The organism is Gordonia sp. NPDC003425 (genome assembly GCF_053588635.1).
In genome coordinates, this window is record NZ_JBSFQI010000017.1 from 39,725 (window position 1) to 61,559 (window position 21,835).

Annotated in this window: 18 protein-coding genes and 2 pseudogenes; 14 read left to right on the plus strand and 6 right to left on the minus strand. The window is 67.8% G+C overall.

The genetic code is table 11. The features are described 5' to 3' along the window. Positions 1–969: pseudogene (locus ACWDTD_RS17450) on the minus strand (glutamate synthase subunit alpha); the annotation flags it as partial. 367 nt (positions 970–1,336) lie between these two features. On the opposite strand from ACWDTD_RS17450, the gene ACWDTD_RS17455 reads away from it, so the two are divergent. Beyond that, a complete protein-coding gene (locus ACWDTD_RS17455; RefSeq protein ID WP_449748393.1) occupies positions 1,337–1,909 on the plus strand; it encodes a DUF937 domain-containing protein in 573 nt (190 codons plus the stop codon). Positions 1,910–1,961: 52 nt separating this feature from the next. Here ACWDTD_RS17455 and ACWDTD_RS17460 read toward each other — a convergent pair whose 3' ends face one another. Continuing rightward, a complete protein-coding gene (locus tag ACWDTD_RS17460; protein ID WP_449748394.1) occupies positions 1,962–4,106 on the minus strand; it encodes a DUF2254 family protein in 2,145 nt (714 codons plus the stop codon). A 94-nt stretch (positions 4,107–4,200) separates the two neighbouring features. On the opposite strand from ACWDTD_RS17460, the gene ACWDTD_RS17465 reads away from it, so the two are divergent. Next, a complete protein-coding gene (locus tag ACWDTD_RS17465) occupies positions 4,201–5,004 on the plus strand; it encodes a PIG-L deacetylase family protein (RefSeq protein WP_449748395.1) in 804 nt (267 codons plus the stop codon). 14 nt (positions 5,005–5,018) lie between these two features. Here ACWDTD_RS17465 and ACWDTD_RS17470 read toward each other — a convergent pair whose 3' ends face one another. The 3 genes from ACWDTD_RS17470 to ACWDTD_RS17480 form a co-directional block, all read right to left on the minus strand. Further along, complete coding sequence (locus tag ACWDTD_RS17470) at positions 5,019–5,528, minus strand: DUF779 domain-containing protein (RefSeq protein ID WP_449748396.1); 510 nt, start codon at positions 5,526–5,528, stop codon at positions 5,019–5,021. A 282-nt stretch (positions 5,529–5,810) separates the two neighbouring features. Beyond that, a complete protein-coding gene (gene exaC, locus ACWDTD_RS17475) occupies positions 5,811–7,334 on the minus strand; it encodes an acetaldehyde dehydrogenase ExaC (protein ID WP_449748397.1) in 1,524 nt (507 codons plus the stop codon). Positions 7,335–7,505: 171 nt separating this feature from the next. Continuing rightward, positions 7,506–8,780, minus strand: a complete 1,275-nt coding sequence (locus ACWDTD_RS17480) for a GAF domain-containing protein (protein WP_449748398.1) — start codon at positions 8,778–8,780, stop codon at positions 7,506–7,508. A gap of 155 nt (positions 8,781–8,935) precedes the next feature. Between ACWDTD_RS17480 and ACWDTD_RS17485 the strand changes: the two genes are divergently transcribed. From ACWDTD_RS17485 to ACWDTD_RS17500, 4 genes are all read left to right on the plus strand, one after another. Next, the gene (locus ACWDTD_RS17485; protein WP_449748399.1) at positions 8,936–10,744 is read left to right on the plus strand and encodes a DUF2207 domain-containing protein; all 1,809 of its coding nucleotides are present in this window, start codon (positions 8,936–8,938) and stop codon (positions 10,742–10,744) included. A gap of 124 nt (positions 10,745–10,868) precedes the next feature. After that, positions 10,869–11,441, plus strand: a complete 573-nt coding sequence (locus ACWDTD_RS17490; protein WP_449748400.1) for a LemA family protein — start codon at positions 10,869–10,871, stop codon at positions 11,439–11,441. A 54-nt stretch (positions 11,442–11,495) separates the two neighbouring features. Next, the gene (locus ACWDTD_RS17495; RefSeq protein WP_449748401.1) at positions 11,496–12,332 is read left to right on the plus strand and encodes a phosphatase PAP2 family protein; all 837 of its coding nucleotides are present in this window, start codon (positions 11,496–11,498) and stop codon (positions 12,330–12,332) included. Positions 12,333–12,420: 88 nt separating this feature from the next. Next, entirely contained in the window at positions 12,421–12,819 is a 399-nt protein-coding gene (locus ACWDTD_RS17500; protein WP_449748402.1) for a YccF domain-containing protein, read from the plus strand. Between the two features lie 45 nt (positions 12,820–12,864). Here ACWDTD_RS17500 and ACWDTD_RS17505 read toward each other — a convergent pair whose 3' ends face one another. Beyond that, positions 12,865–13,122 (minus strand): hypothetical protein, encoded by a 258-nt coding sequence (locus tag ACWDTD_RS17505; protein ID WP_449748403.1) that lies wholly within the window; start codon positions 13,120–13,122, stop codon positions 12,865–12,867. Positions 13,123–13,285: 163 nt separating this feature from the next. Here ACWDTD_RS17505 and ACWDTD_RS17510 point away from each other — a divergent pair, with 163 nt between their 5' ends. The 8 genes and pseudogenes from ACWDTD_RS17510 (at position 13,286) to ACWDTD_RS17545 (ending at position 21,830) form a co-directional block, all read left to right on the plus strand. Continuing rightward, a complete protein-coding gene (locus tag ACWDTD_RS17510) occupies positions 13,286–14,641 on the plus strand; it encodes an NAD(P)/FAD-dependent oxidoreductase (protein ID WP_449748404.1) in 1,356 nt (451 codons plus the stop codon). Next, positions 14,638–15,366: pseudogene (locus tag ACWDTD_RS17515) on the plus strand (DUF1365 domain-containing protein); the annotation flags it as partial. The gene ACWDTD_RS17510 and the pseudogene ACWDTD_RS17515, both read left to right, overlap by 4 nt. A gap of 182 nt (positions 15,367–15,548) precedes the next feature. Beyond that, a complete protein-coding gene (locus tag ACWDTD_RS17520; protein ID WP_449748405.1) occupies positions 15,549–16,895 on the plus strand; it encodes a class I SAM-dependent methyltransferase in 1,347 nt (448 codons plus the stop codon). Beyond that, entirely contained in the window at positions 16,892–17,704 is an 813-nt protein-coding gene (locus ACWDTD_RS17525; RefSeq protein ID WP_449748406.1) for a DUF1295 domain-containing protein, read from the plus strand. The genes ACWDTD_RS17520 and ACWDTD_RS17525 overlap by 4 nt, the downstream gene beginning before the upstream one ends. Before the next feature lie 145 nt (positions 17,705–17,849). Continuing rightward, on the plus strand, positions 17,850–18,422 hold the full coding sequence (locus ACWDTD_RS17530; RefSeq protein ID WP_449748407.1) for a sigma-70 family RNA polymerase sigma factor: 573 nt from the start codon (positions 17,850–17,852) through the stop codon (positions 18,420–18,422). Further along, positions 18,415–19,320, plus strand: a complete 906-nt coding sequence (locus ACWDTD_RS17535) for an anti-sigma factor (protein WP_449748408.1) — start codon at positions 18,415–18,417, stop codon at positions 19,318–19,320. Before ACWDTD_RS17530 ends, ACWDTD_RS17535 begins: the two co-directional genes overlap by 8 nt. Positions 19,321–19,531: 211 nt before the next feature. After that, complete coding sequence (locus tag ACWDTD_RS17540) at positions 19,532–20,821, plus strand: aromatic ring-hydroxylating oxygenase subunit alpha (RefSeq protein ID WP_449748443.1); 1,290 nt, start codon at positions 19,532–19,534, stop codon at positions 20,819–20,821. 10 nt (positions 20,822–20,831) lie between these two features. Continuing rightward, complete coding sequence (locus ACWDTD_RS17545) at positions 20,832–21,830, plus strand: FAD-binding oxidoreductase (RefSeq protein WP_449748444.1); 999 nt, start codon at positions 20,832–20,834, stop codon at positions 21,828–21,830. Positions 21,831–21,835 lie beyond the last annotated feature (5 nt).

Consider the following 21,835-nt stretch of genomic DNA (forward strand, 5'->3'; position numbering starts at 1 on the left):
GCTCCCGGCGTCGGCAACACTGGACCCGCTCGCTTCGCTCCCGGCGTCGGCAACACTCGACCCGCTCGCTTCGCTCCCGGCGTCGGCAACACTCGACCCGCTCGCTTCGCTCCCGGCGTCGGCAACACTCGAGTCGTTGCCGAACATTTCGGTGTCGATGAGTGCCTCGCGGGCGCGCATCCAGTTGCTGTTGCCGGTGACGGTGTTGATCTCGCCGTTGTGCGCGATGCGACGGAAGGGGTGCGCCAGCGGCCACGACGGGAAGGTGTTGGTGGAAAAGCGCGAGTGCACCAATCCCAGCGCACTCTCGACCCGCGAATCCTGCAGGTCGAGATAGAACCCGCGCAGCTGCGGGGTGGTGAGCATGCCCTTGTAGACCATGGTGGTACCCGACAGGCTCGGGAAGTAGACGGTCTCACGGCCGGGTCCGTCGGCGCCGGCGCCCTTGGTGCCGAGTTCGTGCTGCACGCGCTTGCGGACGACGAAAGCGCGGCGCTCGAGATCCATGCCCGACGCACCGCCGATGAAGATCTGCCGGAACGTCGGCATCGCGTCGCGGGCCAGCGCCCCGAGTCCGTTCTCGTGGGTGGGCACCTCGCGCCACCCCAGCACGGTCAGCCCTTCGGCCTCGACGATCTTCTCCACGCCGGCGCACGCGTCGCGCACATCGTGGGCGGCCTGCGGCAGGAACGCGATGCCGGTGGCGTAATGCCCCTCGGCGGGCAACTCGAAGTCCACCACCTCCCGCAGGAAGCGGTCGGGCACCTGGATCATGATGCCCGCGCCGTCGCCGGTGTTCGGTTCGGCGCCCGCGGCGCCACGGTGTTCGAGGTTGACCAGCGCCATGATCGCCTTGTCGACGATGTCGCGACTGCGTCGACCGTGCATGTCCACGACGAATGCGACGCCGCACGAGTCGTGCTCGTTGATCGGGTCGTAGAGCCCCACCGGGCCGGGAGCATGCTTCATAAGTTCGCCTCACTTGGTGCGCGACTCTGCGCACGGATATCGCCCGTATACGTCTGTGATGGCACCTGGCGCCGGGAGAGCCGGATCATCCCCCTCGTCGGGGCTGACCTGGGCTGATCCGTCGTCGCCCGGCGGTACCTGCTGCCAGCGCCGTTGCTGGCCGGCGTGCGAGGACCGGTTTGACGGCAAACGCACCACTGCTTCTTGAGCATTGTGGGATATTTTCTCACGGGCGGTACCCAGTACAGAAATCCGGCTACCACACGCACCCAGATTCCGCAGCGTTCGTGGCGGTCAGCGTGTCATTCCGTTTCTGGGCGGCAGGCCCGGCAGTTGGCGTTTCACATCCTCACAGGAGGTCGTAGTCGTGTCAGACATCGACGAACTCATGTCCCGCCTGCCGATCGGCGACATCGCCGGTCAACTCGGCGTCGACGAAGCCACGGCCCGAGCGGCGGTCGCGCAGGCGCTGCCCGCGCTCGTCGGCGGGCTCGAGCACCAGACCGAGTCCGACGAAGGTGCGCAGCGGGTCGCGGCCGCGCTGGCCCAGCACGATAACGACCTCGCGCACGGCGAGATCAACATCAGTGAGGTGGACACCGCGGACGGCTCCAAGATCGTCTCGCACATGTTCGGCGACAAGTCCGGCGAGGTGGCCTCGGCGCTGAGCAATCAGGTGCCCGCCGCGGCGGTGGACCAGAGCCTGATGTCCAAACTGCTGCCGATCCTCGCCCCGATCGTCATGAGCTACATCGTCGCGCGGATGCGCGGCGGTGCCACCTCGGGTGCAGGCGGAGCCGGTGACCTGGGCAGCATCCTCGGCGGCGCCCTGGGTGGCAGCGCCGGCGGTGGGTTGGGAAGCATCCTGGGCAACGTGCTCGGCGGGTCCGGCGGTGGTATCGGCAGCATCCTGGGATCGGTGCTCGGCGGCAAGAAGTAGTCGGCAAGAAGTAGTCGGCGAGAGGTAGCGGTTCCCACCAGGGCGTCGCGCGTCAGCAACTCATGGGCCGCCCGGTCTGCGATCCGTATCCCTGCCGGTCGGCGGCCCGGGCGAGACGACGGTCGAGTGGAGTGGACCATTGCGCCTCGACCTGCTGATCGAGCGCCCGGATACGGTCCTCCACGGGAGGGCGCTGATCGTCGGCGCATTGATCGAGCAGCGCGTCGAACAAGGCGCGCAGCCGACGCTGCACGGGTGCGTGACCGCCGCTGTGCCGACGGATCTCGTCGGTTCCGATGGCGACGAAGTCGGCCCAGCCGCGCTGGTATCCCACCACGAGCGGTGTCGCGTCGGCGTCGGTCCGTAGCCGGGCCGCGAGGAGCAACAGCAGCTCCTCGATGTGGTCGAGTGACTGCACCGCGGTGGTGGGATCGTTGCCGACACCCGAGATCGCCTTCAGCGCGATGTCGGAGATCGCCTGCAGCGACGCGGTGGGACTCACCGAGGGCTGCTGCATGTCACCGAAGAGCAGGCACCGCAGGACCTGACGCGACGCCGCCTCGGGCGGGGTGCCGTGAACGGCCACCACCGCAACGCCTTCGGCGACGAAGTCACCCACCGACACCAGCATCTGCAGCCGGACATCCCACGCGACGGCAAGGCGTTGCATCCGGGCGACGTTGACCGCCAACAGAACCCGGTCCCGTGTCGCGGCGCGACCGAGCCGGATCACGGTGGGCGCAGCTGCCTCATCGTCGGTGATGACCGGATCAGTAGTCGCCGGAAGGGTTGCCTCCACCACGGAATCCCCGGTCGTCGCGGTGGCCGGATACTGCCGAAGCACCGCACCGCGCCCGTCGGATGCGATCCACTGCAACAGTTTCGACGCGTTGAGCAACGTGCCCACCCGTGCCACCAGCGCGATGAACAGGAACGCGGAGACCACCGTGAGAAACGCCGCGATGGCCGTCGACAGTCGCGGTGAGGGCTGGTCGTCTCCGGTGACGAGGTCGATCGCAATCGTGACGCTGAAGACGAAGGTGGCCAGGAAGAATCCGATCGACCACCGCATCACCGGTTCGCGCTGCAGCATCGGGATCACCCGCACCGAGATCTGGGCACCGCCGAACTGCATCGCCAGTGTCACCGCGGTGAACACCAGACCGGTGAGCGTGGCCATCGCACCGGCGATCACACCCAGAATCGTTGCCAGCGTGCCCGAATCGACCCGCGTGCCGAACTGGGAGTCGAGTTCACTGCAGACGAGGGCGGCAACCATGGCCAGCACCACCAAGACAACGGGCAGACGCCACGCGGGCGTCGTGCGGAGCCGACGACGAATGCGCCGCCAGCGGATCGCGGTGGCGAGCGCATTCGGTGCCACCGCCGCCCGCGGTGCGGCGGCGGGGACGGGCACCAGATCCGGCGGGTCGTCGGGAACTCCGAAGCGTCCGGCGATGGCCTCCTGCGCCACCACCTTCCACCGCATCAGCGGCTCCCGGAACCTGATCTCGCGGCGCACCGCCTTGTCGTACTTCTGCTCTCGTGTGGTGTATCGCCAGCGCGCCCACGGTGATGCGGGGCGGGCCACCCGAATCGCTCCGACGACCAGCAGGATCGGGACGAACATGCCCACGAGCCCGGTCCACAGTTTGCCCTTGAGCAGGGTGATGATCGCCAGCGCCACGTTCAGTGCGACTCCGGCGATCACCGCGACGCGCGCCCAGACGTCGTGGTCGTCGGCGAATTCGGTGATCGCGTCGGGAAATCCCAGCGGCCGCAGGCCGAGCAGGAACAGCACGCCGATCGCGATCGCCACGAACACCGCGTCGACCGACGCGCGCCCCTCCTCGGCCCAGTACACGTCGCGTAGATGCAGGATGAGTGCGAACTCGTCGAGGACAAGTGCGCATCCGATGCCGAAGAGGGCCGCCAGCACGCAGTCGGCGATCGGGGTGTCGAACCGGGAGAGCACCAGCAGTCCGAACCCCGAGCCGATCAGCAGCATCACCCCGAAGAACTCGTGATGCATGTGCACACCGCCGGGGGTGACGTTGCCGGGCCACCAACTGACCTCGGCCCGGATCATCCGGACGCTGACACGGATGAACAGGAAGGTGAGCACGAAGGCGATGAGGAACAGGAACAGCGGCAGGCGGCCGGTCTCCACGATGGTCTGATCGAACCAGCGCGTCATGGGGAAACCCTACTGTTCACACCGGCCGCCCGGATGACAGATCAATCGATCGGCCGGCGCTCCGATTGTCCGGATTCGATGACATGATCAATCGGTGAGCACCATCGTCTTCGTTCATGCCCACCCAGACGACGAGGGCACCGCCACCGCGGGCAGCATGATCCGCGCGGCCCGTGAGGGGCACCGGGTGGTGGTCGTCTACTGCACCGACGGGGACCCCGGTGACGTGCCCGACGATCTGGCTCCCGGTGAGACGGTTGCAAGCCGCCGGCGCAGCGAGGCCGAGGCGTCGGCGGCCATCACCGGCACGAGTCGGGTGGCCTGGCTGGGATACGGCGACTCGGGGATGACGGGTTGGGCCCGCAACGAGGCCGACGGGGTCTTCTCCCGCGCCGATCTCGGTGAGGCCGCCCGACGGCTGGCCGACATCATCGACGACGAGAACGCCGACGTCGTCATCGGCTACGACTGGCACGGCGGATACGGCCACCCCGACCACATCATGCTGCACAAGGCGACTCGCGCCGCGGTCGATGTGGCCGCCACGAGGCCGCGTTACCTCGAGGTCACCATGAATCGCGATCTCATGCGGCAGCTGTTCGTGTTGGCCACCGCAGCCGGGATGGACGGATTCGACCCGGACACGGCCGGCGACGACGGCAACCCGATCGGAACGCCGGAGGCCGAACTACATTGGGCCGTCGACCTCGGCGACGACGTCGCGACCAAGCGTGAAGCGTTGGCGTGTCACGCGAGTCAGAGCGACGTGCGACGACTGCTGGCAATGCCCGTCGAGGTGTTCCCTTTCGCGTTCGGCACCGAGCATTACCTCGAACCCGGTCGTCCACCCGGCATGATCCGCGCCTGGTGGCTCGACCATCCGCCGACGGACCGCTGAGCGCGGCTGCCTTCTCACACCCCTGCTGCCGCGCCGGTCAGCGGCGGGTTCTCCGCCAGCACGGCATTCTCGTCTTCGGTGAAAGCTCTTGCGCGGGAAAGGAATCGGACGCCTTCGGGTGATTCCAGACTGAACCCGGCGCCGCGCCCCTTGACCACGTCGAGGATCAGCTGGGTGTGCTTCCACAGTTCGAACTGATCCCCGTTGATCCACACCCGTACGACCGGAATCGGTTCGGGCAGTTCGATCTCGCCCACCAGCACGTCCCGCTGGCCCACCCGATATTCGCCGACCGGGTAACACATCGGAGCCGAACCGTCGCAGCATCCACCGCTCTGGTGGATCATGAGCCCGCCGTGCAACTCCGACAATTTCGTCAGGAGCGCCACGGAGGCGTCGGTGGCGATCACGCGCGCCGGGATCGACGTGATGTCCGCCAACGCATCGGACTGTGCGGCGTCGGAATGTGCGGTGTCGGATTGTGCGGCGCCGGAATGTGCGCTCTCGGATTGTGCGCTGGGCATTGTGTGCCTACCTCTCACTGTGATCTACAACACAGACTAGCCGCGCGCTGGTTGCAGGGGAGTTGCAGCCGCTCGTCCACCGGTCGGTGGAGGGCAGCGTCCACCGGATCATCCACCCGGCCGGAGTTTGCCGCGTCGGGCCGGAGCCGACGAAAGTGGTTGGTGTGCAACAGAATCACCCGCCTCCCTCGACCCACACGTCTGATCGCAGGCCCCCCACGACGCCGCCGCGCAACCCGACTGGGCTGCGCGGCGGCGCTGGTTCCGTGGGCGCTCAGGCGATCAGAAGAAGCCCTTCGCGTTCTGCGCGTAGCCCACCAGCAGGTTCTTGGTCTGCTGGTAGTGCTCGAGCATCATCAGGTGGGTCTCGCGGCCGATGCCCGACTGCTTGTAGCCACCGAACGCCGCGTGTGCCGGGTAGTCGTGGTAGGTGTTGGTCCACACGCGTCCGGCCTGGATCTCGCGGCCCGCGCGGTAGGCGGTGGCACCGTCGCGGCTCCACACACCGGCACCGAGTCCGTAGAGGGTGTCGTTGGCGATGTGGATGGCGTCGGCATAATCCTTGAAGGTCGTGACCGCCAGCACCGGGCCGAAGATCTCCTCCTGGAAGATGCGCATCTTGTTGTGGCCGTCGAACACCGTCGGCTTGATGTAGTAGCCGCCGGAGAGGTCGCCGCCCAGGTCGGCGGGTTCGCCGCCGATGAGGACCTTGGCGCCCTCCTCCTTGCCGATGGCCAGGTAGGAGCTGATCTTCTCGAACTGGTCGTTGGATGCCTGAGCGCCCATCATCGTCTCGGTGTCGAGCGGGTTGCCCTGCTTGATCCGGCTGACCCGGTCGACGGCCTTCGCGATGAAGTCGTCGTAGATGTCTTCCTGGATGAGCGCGCGGCTCGGGCAGGTGCACACCTCGCCCTGGTTGAGCGCGAACATGGTGAAGCCCTCGAGGGCGCGATCGAGGAAGCCGTCGTCGGCCGACATCACGTCGCCGAAGAAAATGTTCGGGCTCTTGCCGCCGAGTTCCAGGGTCACCGGGATCAGGTTCTCCGACGCGTACTGCATGATCAGCCGGCCGGTGGTGGTCTCGCCGGTGAACGCGATCTTGCGGATGCGGTTGCTGGACGCGAGCGGCTTGCCCGCCTCCACACCGAACCCGTTGACGATGTTCACCACGCCCGCCGGAAGCAGGTCGGCGATCAGGCTCATCAGATACAGGATCGACGCCGGGGTCTGCTCGGCCGGCTTGAGCACCACCGCGTTGCCCGCGGCCAGGGCGGGAGCCAGCTTCCACACCGCCATCAGGATCGGGAAGTTCCACGGGATGATCTGTCCGACCACGCCGAGCGGCTCGTGGAAGTGATAGGCGACGGTGTCCTCGTCGACCTCGGAGATCGAGCCCTCCTGGGCGCGCAGTGCGCCGGCGAAGTAGCGGAAGTGGTCGATGGCCAGCGGGATGTCGGCGGCCAGGGTTTCCCGGACGGCCTTGCCGTTGTCCCAGGTCTCGGCGACGGCGATCTTCTCGAGATTCTCTTCCATGCGGTCGGCGACGCGCAGCAGCGCCAGGGCACGCTCGGCGACGGGCATCTTGCCCCACTGCGGGGCGGCCTTGTGCGCGGCGTCGAGCGCGAGGTCGATGTCCTCGGCGGTCGAGCGGGCGACCTCGCAGAAGGTCTTGCCGTCCACCGGCGACGGATTCTCGAAGTACTGCCCCTTCACCGGCGGCGTCCACTGGCCACCGATCCAGTTGTCATAGCGGGACTCGAACGACATCACCGAACCATCGGTTCCCGGCTTTGCGTAGACAGTCATGTGTAACTCCTCAAGTGCCTGTTTGCGGTATCACCGCGACCCGATGGACCGGATCGCATGTGATGTGTTGCACACAGTAGGAGCAATGTGGTTGCAGACACGTTGCAGGTGCGTTTGCAACGTTGCGGGACGCCGGTCGCACCGTCCCCGGCGGGCGCGTTCGAGGCTGCGCTACACCCCGTAGCGCCGGTCGAGGAGCCGAATCCGGCCCCCGACCATGGCCCTGTCCGGGTGACCGACGGGCAGGCGGTGTTCCAGACGCCGCCACGCCACCAGGTCGTCGCGCCCATGCGCCGACGACGTCCACGCGCGCAGCGCACCCACTTCACCCTCGGCGATCACCCGCGACCGCACGTCCTCGCGGAGTTCCTCGAAGATCTCGACGATGCCCGGCGCACTGGATTCCACCAGCAGCCCACCGCGCCCGAGGTCGTCGATGATCGCGGTGAGATCCCCGCGGCCGGCCACCCGTTCACGCAGGTCGGCGACATCCGTGTGCAACTCGGTGGTCAGCCGGTAGGGCCGCGACCCCAGCACGTCGGTGCCCAGATCGCGCCGCAAACGGGAGATCTCGGCGCGCACCGTCACCGGGTCGATGCCGTCGTCGGCAAGCAGCAACGCCAACTGTTCGGTGTTGAGCCCCTCCGGAAAGTGCTGCAGCAGCAGCAGGATCTCGGCATGCCTGCGTGAGAGGGTGCGCGCCCCGGAGGGATCACCGGCGCGCTGCCACCGGTACGCGTGGTCGGCGAGCACGCTCAGACGTGCCCCGCCCGCCTGCGCCGCGAATGTCGCCGGGTTGGCCAGGTCGACGGCCCGTGACTGCAACTCGCGTTCCACCACCGCCACCACCGACCGCACCGCGGCCAGCGCGAAGGGTTCCGCGGCCGCACGGCCACCGGTCACGTCGATCACACCGATCACGTGCCCGGTCGCCGGATCGTGCACCGGGGCCGCGGCGCAACTCCATTCCTGTACCTGACTGGAGAAGTGTTCGGGACCCACCACCTGAATCCCCTTGTCGAGTGCCAGCGCGAGGCCCGGGGCGTTGGTGCCGGCGACGTCCTCACTCCACATCGACCCCTCGACGAAGTTGATGCTGCTGGCCTTGTCGCGCGCCGACGACTCACCCTCGACCCACAACAGCCTGCCCACCTGATCGGTCAGTGCCACCACCACACCGGAGTCGGCGATGTCGTCGAGCATCAGTGACTGCACCACCGACCGCACCGCGGTGATGGGATGGCTGTCGCGATACCGGGCGAACTCCTCGTCGGTCATCTCGATGGTGTCGACGCTGCTCTCGGTGGGATCGATGCCCCTGCGCAACGAGCGCGACCACGATTCGGCCACCACCGATCGCACCGCCCCCGCGGACGGGCTCACTCCCGCAAGAAAGTCCTCGTAGGCGCGGCGGACGGTTGCGGACAGCGCGGCAACATCGGTCATGTGCCCTCCGAATCCACCTCTGGTTCCCACGATTGTGCCGCTATTGCTGTGACCACGGCAACAACGCGCCGATCATCAGGCCGATCTCACCCGTAGGCGAACCGGATGACGGACCGGTGACGCCGACGCGCGCATCGAATAATCTCCCCTGCTGCGTGAAGAGGGTTCTGCTGTCCGGTGCGGTCGCGTTGCTGACGCTGATCGGTCTGACGTGGTCCCTCGTCGATTTCGACACCTCCACCGATTCGGGCACCGACCCCGTCACCATCACCGACTACCGCGCCACCTACCACGTCGAGCGCGACGGCACGATGCGCGCGTCGGAGACGGTCACCGCCGATTTCCCCGAGGGCCGGCACGGCATCTTCCGGTTCTGGGACGTCGTCGACACCTCGAACAGCGGCGTCCGCCTCACCCCGGAGAACATCCACGTCCGGCTCGACGGTGGATCGGTTCCGGTCGCGATGAGCTGGGAGAAGCACGACCGGTTCCGCGTCGCCAAGATCGGCGACCCCGACTCCTACCTCGCCGTCGGCTCGCACACCTACACCATCGACTACACCGTCGACGGCGTCATCGGACCCGGCATGCGCTCGGCCTCCGACAGCCCGGGCTCGGCCGGGTGGTCGGGACGCGACACCTCCCAGTTCCTGTGGCGGGTGGTTGCCGACGGCTGGCAGATGCCGATCCTGAAGTCGACGAGCACCATCACGCTGCCCGTACCGCCGACCGCCGCCACCTGCGCACTCAAGACCGGCGATCCGTGCACGGTCACCGACGCCGGCCCGAACACGCGGGTGGTCACCACCGGCGCGCTGCCGCCGTCGAGCGGCGTCGCCTTCCGCGCCGACCTGCCGATCGCCGCACCCGCACGTGACACCACCCCGTGGCCTCAGCCACTCGACCGGGTGCTGGGCCGGTCGCTGATCACCGTCCTCGTGCTGCTCGCGCTCTCGCTGGTCACCTTCGCAATCGGTGTGTTCCTGGTCGTGCGCAGCATCGAACGCCAACCGCTGCTGCCGGTCATGTACGGCCCGCCCACCGACCCGGCCAACCCGACGATGACCCTCAGTCCGGTGCAGACCTATTACGTTGCGCGCGAATCGGTTCCGTCGACCGCACTGACCTCCACGCTGCTGTTCATGGCCGAACGAGGCCTGGTCGCGCTCAAACGTAACGGCGACGAATGGACGGTGACCTCGCTGGTCTCCCCCGACGTCTGGCGCACCGTCGACCCGGTGACGGGGTCGCTGGCCCGCAGCCTCAACATCCGGGCGAGCGGACTGAAGTTCAAGGCCGACGGGTCGGTGGACGCCGGACGCACGCTGAGCAGTGCGAAGTCCGAACTGCAAGCGGCGACCACCAACTGGGCACGCGATTCCGGCACCGTCGTCGACAGTCGCGCCGAGAAGATCGGCCGATGGCTGGTGGCCCTCGCGTTCGTGGTGGCCGCGGCGCTGTTCATCCTCGGCTGGTACCCGTTCTCCCTCGCGGTGCTGCCGATCGCCGCGTTCGCCATCGGCGGTGCGGGTTTGTGGGTCTCCGGCGTCGGCACCCGACGCACCGCACTGGGCCGGGGGGTGTGGTCGCAGGCCGGCGGTTTCGAGCGACTGCTCTCCACCCCGTCCAACCGCGACCGGCTCGACTTCTCCGCCCGCAAGGACCTCTACACCTCCTACATCCCGTACGCGATGGCGTTCGGCTGCGCGGCCGCGTGGGCGGCCAAATACCGTGCCGCCATGGGTACCGAACCACCAACCCCGGTGTGGCTGGCCGGCGCGTACGGCTCGTCGCCGGGGACCGGATGGTCCAGCGCGAACCTCGACAACTTCGACGCCAGCATCTCGTCGTCACTATCGGCGTACTCGGCCAGTCAGTCCTCGTCGTCGGGTAGCGGCGGCGGGTTCGGTGGCGGCTTCTCCGGCGGCGGCGGGGGCGGCGGGGGCGGGGGCGGATCGTGGTGACCGGCGCATCATGGTGACCGCCGGAAACATCCCGCGCAGCACGCCGCGCACATACTCTTCCAAGATCTCTCCGCAGAGCACACACGACCCGCAAGAACCACAGGACCCGTAGGAAAGGCCCGGCATGACCGCCGTCATCATCGTTCTCGTCATCGTCGTCGTACTCGTCGTCGCGCTCGTGGCCTTCGCGGCCATCGCATTCAACCGTCTGCGCCGCGCCGACATCACCGCGCAGGAGTCATTGGGCGGCATCGACGTTCAGCTCACCCGTCGCGCCGACCTCATCCCCAACCTGGTGAACACCGTGCAGGGCTACGCCGCCCACGAACGCGGGGTGTTCGAACAGGTGACCGCCGCCCGCGCCGGACTGCAGCAAGCGGCCCACGGCGGGTCGGTGGAGCAACGCGCGGCCGCCGACAACACCATGTCCCAAGCCCTCGGCAGGTTGTTCGCCGTCGCCGAGAACTATCCGGACCTCAAGGCGTCGGCCAACTTCATCGCGCTGCAACAGGAACTCTCCGACACCGAGAACAAACTCTCGTTCGCCCGCCAGTACTACAACGACGCAGTGTCGCGGCTCAACGCGCTGGTGACGACCATTCCATGGATGTTCTTCTCCGCCATGGCCGGCGTCCGCTCCCGCGAGTTCTACCGCGCCCCCGAAGGACAGCAGCAGCCACCACGTGTCCAGTTCTGAACGGCGCGTGCCGGATACGGGCACGACGGCCACACGTTCCGGCACAGTGGAAGCATGACCGCGCTCGACAACCACCACCCCGAGTTCTCCCACTCGCAGGTCGCCGCGCGCCCGAGTATCCGGCCGGTGGCCGCAGCAACACTGGTGGCGAGCTGCGCGGCCCTGGCAGCACTGGCGTGGTTCGCCCTGCACACCGGTGTCGGACAGCGCGCCGACCAACGCGCGATGCTCGCGGTCGACGGCACCGCGGAAGGTCAACGATCCGTGCTGCAGTTGCTCGGCTACGTATCGGGTGCCGCGGTGGCGCTGGTGCTGGTGTGCGCGGGAATCGCGATGGCGCGCGGCAAGGTGCGTCTCGGGGTGGCGGCGGTGATCGTGATGGGCGGCGCCGCCCTCACCACGCAGATCCTCAAACACTTCCTGATCGAGCGGTCCGACCTCGCCGACGGCGTCGCCGCGTCCAACAACAGCTTCCCGAGCGGACACACCACCGTCGCGGCCGCGGGCCTGGGTGCGCTGCTCCTCGTCAGCCCACGACGACTGCGTCTGGTGGTGGTACCGGTGGGTGCCTTCGCGGTCACCCTCATCGCCGCGGCGACGATGGTCGCCGGGTGGCATCGGGCCTCCGACGTGATCGCCGCGATCCTGGTTGCCCTCGCGTGGACGGCGCTGGCCGCGCTGGTGGCCGGCGGCCAGTACCACGGTGTGCGTGGTGTCACCGCGCTCGCGTTGGTGGGCACCGCGGCGGCCATCGGACTGTTGGTCTATCTCGGCGTGCGTCCGACGTACGGATGGTCGGGCATCACCGACGCCGCGCTGGTGCTGGGCGCGGTCGGCGTCGCCACCGCCGGCGGGGTGGCGCTGATGAACCGGACCGCCCCCACGTCCTGAACCCGCCGAGGTCACCCGTCCCGGACGATTTGCCTCGAATCTTCACGCCGCAGGCAATCAGAAGGCCCGCAGCGAGGACAATGAGGTCATGCGCGTCATTCTGAACATCATCTGGCTTCTGCTCTGTGGCATCTGGATGGCCATCGCCTACGTGTTCTTCGGGATCATCTTCTGCATCCTGATCATCACGATCCCGTTCGGTGTCGCCTCGTTCCGGATGGCGAATTATGTCCTGTGGCCGTTCGGCCGCACCGTGGTCCGCAAACCCACCGCCGGCGTGGGGTCGCTGCTCGGCAACATCCTGTGGATTCTGCTCGCCGGATGGGAACTGGCCATCGGCCACATCTCCTTCGGGCTTCTGATGTGCATCACCATCATCGGCATCCCGCTGGGCATCGCCAGCTTCAAGATGGTGCCGATCTCGCTCTTCCCGCTGGGTGCGCAGATCGTGGACAGCGACGAGTACATGCCCGGCGTCCGGGTGTGACCCTCGGGTGAGTGCCCGCTGCGGGTCGATCCGATCCGGGTACCGCTAGGGCTGCCACCCGTTGCGCCGGGGGTAGCGGGCCCGCAGGTAGCTGTAGGCGTAGGTGCTCAGCAGCAGTGCCGCACCGCTGATCACCGCCGGCCACAGAAACAGGTTGTCGATCGAGTCGCGCACCGTCGCGATCACCCATCCGATCACCAGGATCACCGTCGCGATCGACGCCAGCAGCCGCACGATCAGCACGAATGTGGTCAGCACTGCCCAGACCGCGGACCGCGCGTGGTCTTGGGTTCTGCCGCTCATGGTGTCAGGGTATCCATCCCGGTGCGTGACGGCCGGGTGAGCAAGAGCGTGCCCTATCGCCCTGCGCAGCCCACAATGGTGGCATGCACACTCGCTGCCCGGCCGTGCCCGCGCGACCCATCCGAGGACATTGCGGCACCGAACAACGGGCATGAGTTCGCCTATGCGCGCGGTTCCGCCCGCCACCACCGCCGTCATCGGCAGCGGAGTGGCCGGCCTGACCGCCGCGCACATCCTGTCGAAGAGTTCTCGGGTCACCCTTTTCGAGGCCGACGACCGGCTCGGCGGGCACGCGCACACCCATCAGGTGCCGATGCCCGACGGCAGCACCGTCGGCGTCGACTCGGGATTCATCGTTCACAACACCCGCACCTACCCCACATTGCTGCGACTGTTCGACGAGCTCGGCGTCGCCACCCGTGACACCGACATGTCCATGTCGGTGCATTCCGAGCTCAATGGCCTGGAGTACGCGGGCGCGCTGGGCATCTCCGGACTCTTCCCCACCGCGCGCAACCTGCGCCGCGGCCGGTACCTGCTGATGCTGGGTGAGATCGTGCGGTTCCACCGCGCGGCGCGGAGACTGCTCGATGATCCCGACTCCGACGAGCCGCTGGCCGAATTCGTGGTCCGCGAGGGATTCTCCGACTACTTCCAGCAGAACTTCATGCTGCCGCTGGTGGCCGCGGTGTGGTCCTGCGACGCGCAGACGGCGGCACGCTATCCCGCCCGCTACCTGTTCACCTTCCTCGACCACCACGGCATGCTCACCGTGTTCGGGTCGCCCACCTGGCGCACGGTGGTCGGCGGATCGGGCACCTATGTGCGGGCCGTCGACGAGCGGGTGCGGGCCCAGGGCGGCACGGTGCGCACCGGCGCACCGGTCACCCGGGTGCACACCCGGCCCGACGGCTCGGTGGAGGTCGGCGTCGACGGTGGCGGCAGTGAGGTCTTCGACGCCGCGGTGATCGCCACCCACCCCCATCAGGCGCTGCGCATGCTCGCCGAACCGACCGCCGACCAGCAGCGGGTACTGTCGGCGATCTCCTATCTTCCCAAACCCGTTGTCCTGCACAGCGACACCTCACTGATGCCGCAAGCCCGCCGCGCGTGGGCGTCGTGGAATTACCAGATCGGTGACGACGATTCGGCGATCGCCGTCACCTACGACCTCACCCGACTGATGCGGCTCGATCCCGGCCACCCGCGGATGCTGGTCACGGTGGGGCGCACCGACCTGGTCGACGAGTCGTCTGTGATCGCGGAGATGACCTACGAGCACCCCGTCTACACCACGGAATCTGTTGCCGCCCAAGCACAGCTGCCGCAGATCGACTCCGACTCCGTGGTGTTCGCCGGCGCCTATCACGGGTGGGGTTTCCATGAGGACGGTGCCGCGTCGGGTGCCCGTGCCGCGGCGCGACTCGGTGCCGACTGGAACTCGGCGGCCGGCGCGCAGCCGCCTGCTTCAAACCCTGCCGACCACGCCTCGACGGCGCCGGCAACGGAGTCGTCATGACCGCCGCAAGCGCATCCGTCGTGCGTACCCGGATCACCCACACCCGGACCTCGCCGACCCGACACGCCTTCACCTACCGCAGTGTGTCGTGGCTGATCGATCTCGACGATCTGCCCGAACCACCTGCCCCGCTGCGCCCGTTCGCGCAGTTCCGTGCCGCCGACCACTTTCCCGAGCCGGTCGTCGACGGACAGTCGCTTCGGGATCGACTCGACGCGTACCTGCTCGGTGCGGGGGTCACCCCGCCGCAGGGCACGGTGACGGCGCTGCTGTCGCCTCGGGTGGCGGGTTATGTGTTCAACCCGCTCAGCGTGTACTGGTGCCATCACGCCGACGGCTCGCTCGCCTGCGTGGTCGCCGAGGTGCACAACACCTACGGCGGACGTCACTGCTACGTGGTGCATCCCGACGATCACGGACGCGCCGAGGTCGACAAGGAGTTCTACGTCTCGCCGTTCAACGACGTGTCGGGGCGCTACCGGCTGCGGGTGCCCGAACCCGATCGGCAGGGCCGGGTGGCGGTGTCGATCACCCTGGAACGCGAGGGCCAGGATCCGTTCGTCGCGTCGCTGAGCGGACGCGCCCGGCCCGCCACCCCCGCCACGATGCTGGCCACCCAACTGCGCGCACCGCTGGCGCCGCTGGTGGTGTCGGCACGCATCCGCTTCCACGGAATCCGCCTGTGGGCCAAGCGACTTCCCATCGTCCCCCGCCCCACACCCCCTTCCCCGCCGGTTGAGCCCCATTCGCCGGTTGAGCCCCATTCGCTGGTTGAGCCTGTCGAAACCACCCACCCGCCGGTTGAGCCGCCCCCGCTGGTTGAGCCTGTCGAAACCACCGTCGAGCGTGCCCAGAATCCCGTCGACCGTGCCCAGAAGACCCCATCCCCTGTACCGGAAGGACACCGATGAGCACCCCCACCCGAGGCGCAGACCCGTCGTCCACCGCCAAGGACGACAAGTTCGCCACCGACCTCTCGCCCGAGGACGCACGCCGCTGGCCCGACGTCGCGGCCGTCCCCACCGGCACATCGGCCCGCGTGCGGGGCCGCGCGGCGAGTTGGCTGTTCCGGCACGCCACCTCCGGTCTCGCGGTCCGTATCGAATACCCCGACGGATCTCGTCGCGGCCGGGAGACCGACGAGGTGCTCCCACGCATGATCGTGCGTCGGCCCCAAGCATTTTCGCGACGCGTGGGGTCGCACGGCCTCATCGGATTCGGCGAGGCGTTCATGGCCGGGGACTGGACCACCGACGACCTCGTCGGTGTGCTCACCCCCTTCGCCGAGCGCGCCGCCCGATTGGTTCCCAAACCCCTGCAGACATTGCGTGCGCTCGTTCTCCCCAAGCAGCCCGCCGACGAGGAGAACACCACCGCCAACACCCGGCGCAACATCGCGCGGCACTACGACCTCTCCAACGAACTGTTCGCCACCTTCCTCGACGAGACGATGACCTACTCGAGCGCGCTCTTCGCCTCCGCGTCGGGCATCGACACCGACCCCGCGGCCCGCGCCACCTGGGGCGAGTTCGCCGACGCGCAGCGCCGCAAGGTGGACCGACTGCTCGACGCCGCCGGCGTCGGCCCGGGAACGCGGGTACTCGAGATCGGCACCGGCTGGGGTGAGCTGTGTCTGCGCGCGGCCGCCCGCGGCGCCACCGTCCGGTCGGTGACCCTGTCCAGCGAGCAGCGTGAGCTGGCCCGGCAACGTGTCGCCGACGCCGGTTTCGCCGATCGCGTACAGATCGATCTGCTCGACTACCGGAAGGTCGAGGGCACCTACGACGCCGTGGTGTCCGTCGAGATGATCGAGGCGGTGGGCGAAAAGTACTGGCCCACATACTTTTCGACAATCGACAAGGTGCTCGCGCCCGGCGGCCGGGTGGCGATCCAGGCGATCACCATGCCGCACGACCGGATGCGCGCCTCCCGCAACACCTACACGTGGGTGCACAAGTACATCTTCCCCGGCGGTCAGCTGACGTCACTGGATGCGCTGCGCGCGGTCACCGACAAGCACACCTCGCTTCGCCTCGTCGACAACCGCGCGATGGGCGCCCACTACGCGGAGACGCTGCGGCTGTGGCGGGAGCGCTTCACCGCCCACCGCACCGAGGTGGCCGCACTCGGATTCGACCCCACCTTCATGCGGATGTGGCAGTTCTACCTCGCCTACTCCGAGGCCGGGTTCCGCGCCGGATATCTCGACGTCCACCAACTCGTGTTCTCCCGCCCCACGGAGGACCGACCATGACCGGATGGGCCGGATTCGGCGCGGTCACCGGGGCATCGCTGCTGTTCCTGGTGGTACTGCAGTCCGTCACCTATGTCATCGGCCGACGCCTGGGCCGCTACAACGTCGTCGACGTCATCTGGGGCTTCGGCTTCGTCGGAGTGGGGTGGATCGCGTTCGCAGCGGGCGGCGGCGACCTCACCCGCCGCCTGATCCTGGCGCTCGCGGTCACCGTCTGGGGACTGCGACTCACGTGGCACATGTACGGCAAGTCGAAGGGCAAGGGCGAGGACCCGCGATACCAGAAACTGCTCGGCGAGGACCCCAGCGCGTGGACGGTGATCCGCAAGATCTTCCTCACCCAGGGCGCCGCTCAGTGGTTCGTCTCGCTACCGCTGCAGGTCTCGGCCGTGGTGGGCGCGACCACCGGCGTGTGGTGGATCGTGCTGGGCGCCGGCGTCGTGATCTGGGTGGTGGGACTGCTCTTCGAAGCGGTCGGCGATGCGCAGATGACGGCGTTCAAGGCCGATCCGTCGAACAAGGGGACGATCATGGACCGCGGCCTGTGGGCGTGGACCCGGCACCCGAACTATTTCGGCGACTCCAGCGTGTGGTGGGGCATGTGGCTCATCGCCGCCTCGGCCTGGCCGGGAGTACTCACCGTGCTCTCACCGGTGGTGATGACGTACTTCCTGGTCTTCGCCACCGGCGCGCGGCTGCTCGAAGAATCGATGAGCAAGCGTCCCGGGTATCCGGAGTATCAGCAGCGGACGTCGTATTTCCTGCCACGTCCTCCCAAACACACCGACGCCTCGGGGCGTTCGCGATGACGACGGGGGGAAGGTGACCGTGACGCTCGTGACATCAGGAATCGCCCTGTGGGCGCCTCCCCGGCGCAGCTTTGGGTCGGGCGTCTGGTTGAGGCGGCAACCACCGGCTACTAGTCTGAGCGTCGATGGACGCAGAGGCAGGCTGGTGACCACCCACAACGACCACGGGCTGGCCGTTTTGCCCACATTGCTCGAGAAGATCTCCGACGGCGATGCCGCCGCGTTCGCCGAGTTCTACGACCTCACCAGCCACCGCGTCTACGGCATGGTGGTTCGGGTGTTGCGCGACCCCGGGTACAGCGAGGAGACCACGCAGGAGGTCTACCTGCAGGTGTGGCGATCGGCGTCGACGTTCGATCCCGCTGCCGGATCGCCGCTGAGCTGGCTGATCACCATGGCGCACCGCCGCGCGGTCGACCGGGTGCGCTCGGAGACGGCGTCGACGCGCCGCGAACTCACCTACGGAAGTGCCGACTACACCGCCACTTTCGACGTGGTGAGCGAGACCGTCGGCGCGCAGGAAACCGGCGCACAGGTACGCGGCTGCCTGGAAACCCTCACCGACGTCCAGCGCGAGTCGGTGGATCTCGCGTACTACCACGGCCTCACCTATCGCGAAGTGGCCGACCAACTGTCCGTCGCCCTACCCACGGTCAAGAGTCGCATTCGCGACGGCTTGATCCGTCTCCGCAAATGCTTGGGGGACCCCGATGTCTGATGTCAGTGCTTCCGGCAATGCCGACGAACTCGTCGGCATGGCTCCGCTCGTCGCGCTCCACGTGCTGCCCGCCGATGAACTCGACGCCGTCGTCCGGCACCGCGCCGACGCCGACGCCGACGTCCGTGACACCTTCGACCGCGAGGTCCGCGCGACCCGCGAGGCGATGGCGTCGATGAGCGCGGCCACCGCCACCGCACCGCCGCCCACCCTGCGCGACCGCATCCTTGCCGCGGCGTCGTCGCTGCCTCCGCTGGTTGAGCCTGTCGAAACCACCCCCCCGCTGGTTGAGCCCCCCTCGCTGGTTGAGCCTGTCGAAACCACCCCTCCGCTGGTTGAGCCGTCCCCGCTGGTTGAGCCGTCCCCGCTGGTTGAGCCCCCTTCGCTGGTTGAGCCCCCCTCGCTGGTTGAGCCTGTCGAAACCACCGCCGAGGTCGTGCCCCTGCGCCGCCGCCGCGCCATCTACCTCGCCGCGGCCGCCGTGGTCGCGATCGCCGTCGGAGCGGTCGGGTGGTTGATCGGCACCTCCGTCACCGGCTCGGATCAGCCCACCCCGAACACCGCCGAGCAGGTGTTCGCGGCCAAGGACGTGCGCTCCACATCGGGCGATGTCGCCACCGGCCGCGCCACGGTCACCTTCTCCGATACCGCCGACGCGGGCGTGCTGGTGATGAACGACGTGCCGCCGCCGAAGTCGGGAACCGTGTATCAGATGTGGCTTGTCGGACCGGACGGCGCCACCTCCGCCGGAACCATGACCGACAAGGACGTGGCTCCGTCGACCACCGCGGTCATCCCGCACATCGGCAACGCGAAGACGCTCGCCTTCACCGTCGAACCGCCTGGTGGTTCGGCGAAGCCGACCGGCGCGTTCGTCGCGGAGCTGCCACTCACCTGATCGCCGCCGCGTAATTCTTCGGCCGATCCCGACATTCCCGACCCCGGGTTGACACGCGTTTATGCACGCCGCACACTTGTTGCATAACATGCGCGCCGTTGCGCAATACGCAACTCGATCGCTCCTTCTCGCACGGACCGATCACATCCCCGGCTCGAGAGAGGGTTCTGCCCCGATGACCGCAGATCTTGCGGGCGCACGCAGCACGCCCATGCCCTCCGGAGATCCCGGGGTCGACGAGGCGACGGCCCAGCTCATCTCCGGACGCATCCGCGGGCAGAGCCTGCCCGCACCGTTCTATGTGGATCAGCGGTTCTTCGACCTCGACCTCGCCGAAATCTTCTCCAAGAGATGGTTTTTCGCGGCGACGGAGGCCGAGATCCCCGAACCCGGCGATTACGTCACCATCACGTTCGGCACCCGCTCGGTCATCATCGCCCGCGACGACGACGAACATGTCCGCGCCTTCCACAACGTCTGCCGGCACCGCGGCGCCCGACTCCTCACCGAGACAAGTGGATCCGTCGGCACCATCGTCTGCACGTACCACTCGTGGACCTACGGTATGGATGGCCGGCTCCGCTTCGCCGACGCTCAGGCACCCGGATTCGACAAGAAGTGCTTCAGTCTGCGCCCCGTGCACGTGCGCACCATCGCCGGGCTGATCTTCCTCTGCCTCGCCGATGATCCACCCGCCGACATCGACGAGGTGGCTGCCATCATCGAGCCCTACCTGGCACCGCACCACCTCGCCGACGCCAAAGTCGCCAAGCAGACCGATCTGATGGAGAACGGCAACTGGAAGCTCACGATGGAGAACAATCGGGAGTGCTATCACTGCGGCGGGCACCCCGAACTGCTCAATGTCTTCTTCCCCACCTGGGGATACAGCACCGACGACGCGATCCCGGCACGACTGCGTCCGGTGTTCGGCCAGTATCGCCGGGCCACCGCCGAGATGACCGAGGTGTGGGAGTCATTATCGTTGCCCTACCCTCGTATCGAGCAACTCGACACGCGCACAACGGGTTTCCACATCGAGCGCGAGGCCATGGACCTTGCCGGCGAATCCTTCACGCTCGACGGCACCATCGCCTGCAGCCGACTGCTCACCGACCTGCCGCCCACCCGCCTCGGCCGCCTGTCGATGCACATGCAACCCAACATGTGGATGCATGTCACCAGCGACCACGCCGTCCTGTTCTCCGTCATTCCCGTCGCCGCCGACCGCACCCTTGTGCGCACCACCTGGCTGGTGCATCCCGATGCGGTCGAGGGCGTCGACTACGACCTCGACCGTCTCACCGGCGTCTGGGAGATCACCAACCAGCAGGACGCCGACCTCGTCGAACTAGCGCAGCAGGGCATCAGCAGTCCCGCCTACCTGCCGGGCCCCTACGGGCCGTCCGAATTCCAGGTGGAGGCGTTCGTCAACTGGTACATCACCGCGCTCCGCGACGGCCTCGCGTTGTCCGATCATTCGGTGGTGGCGCGTGAGTGACCACATCCTGATGTGTACGGCACGCGAGGACGTCACCGCCGACATGGCGACGTTCTCCTTCACCTCGCCCGACGGCCCACTCTTCGATTTCCGGCCCGGGCAGTTCCTCTCCATCACCCTCACCATCGACGGACGCGACGTGCAACGCTGCTACAGCATCTCGTCCTCGCCGGTGCGGCGTGACGCGCTGTCGATCACCGTCAAACGCGTTGCCGGAGGCCATGTCTCCAACTGGTTGCACGATCACCTCCGGCCCGGGATGAGCATCATCGCCGCCGGTCCGTCGGGACGGTTCAGTTACGTCACCGCACACGCCGACAAGTACCTGTTCATCTCCGCCGGCAGCGGCATCACCCCGGTGATGTCGATGGTGCGGGCCGCCACCGACACCGACCTCACCGCCGACATCGTCTTCGTGCACAGCGCCCGAACCACCGCCGACATCCCCTTCCGCGCCGAACTCGACGACCTCGCCGCCCGGCACCCCGGCCTCACCGTCGCCTACGCACGCACCCGCACGGACGCGACCGACGCCGGCCCCGGACACCGCGGACGAGTCGACGGCAACCTCCTCGCCCTGATCTGTCCGGACATGACCGAACGCGAGATATTCCTCTGCGGCCCAGGCGGATTCCGCAGCTCGGTCCGCACCGCATTGGTCACCGCCGGGGTCCCCCTGACCCGCATCCACGAGGAGAGTTTCGGCTTCGCCGCGCCGACCACCGATCACATCGTCACCGCAGAGAGCGGACACACCGTCGACTTCACCCGCCGCGCCCGCCGCGTCACCGTGTCACCGGGCACCACCATCCTGTCGGCAGCCGCATCCGCGGGAGTCACCCTGCCGTCGTCGTGCGGAGTGGGACTCTGTGGATCCTGCAAGGTACGCAAGGTATCCGGTGACGTCGTGATGAACCATCAGGGCGGCATCCGCCCACGTGAGATCGAGCAGGGCAAGATCCTGCTCTGCTGCTCCGAACCGCTGACACCGGTCGTGATCGACTACTGAGGACA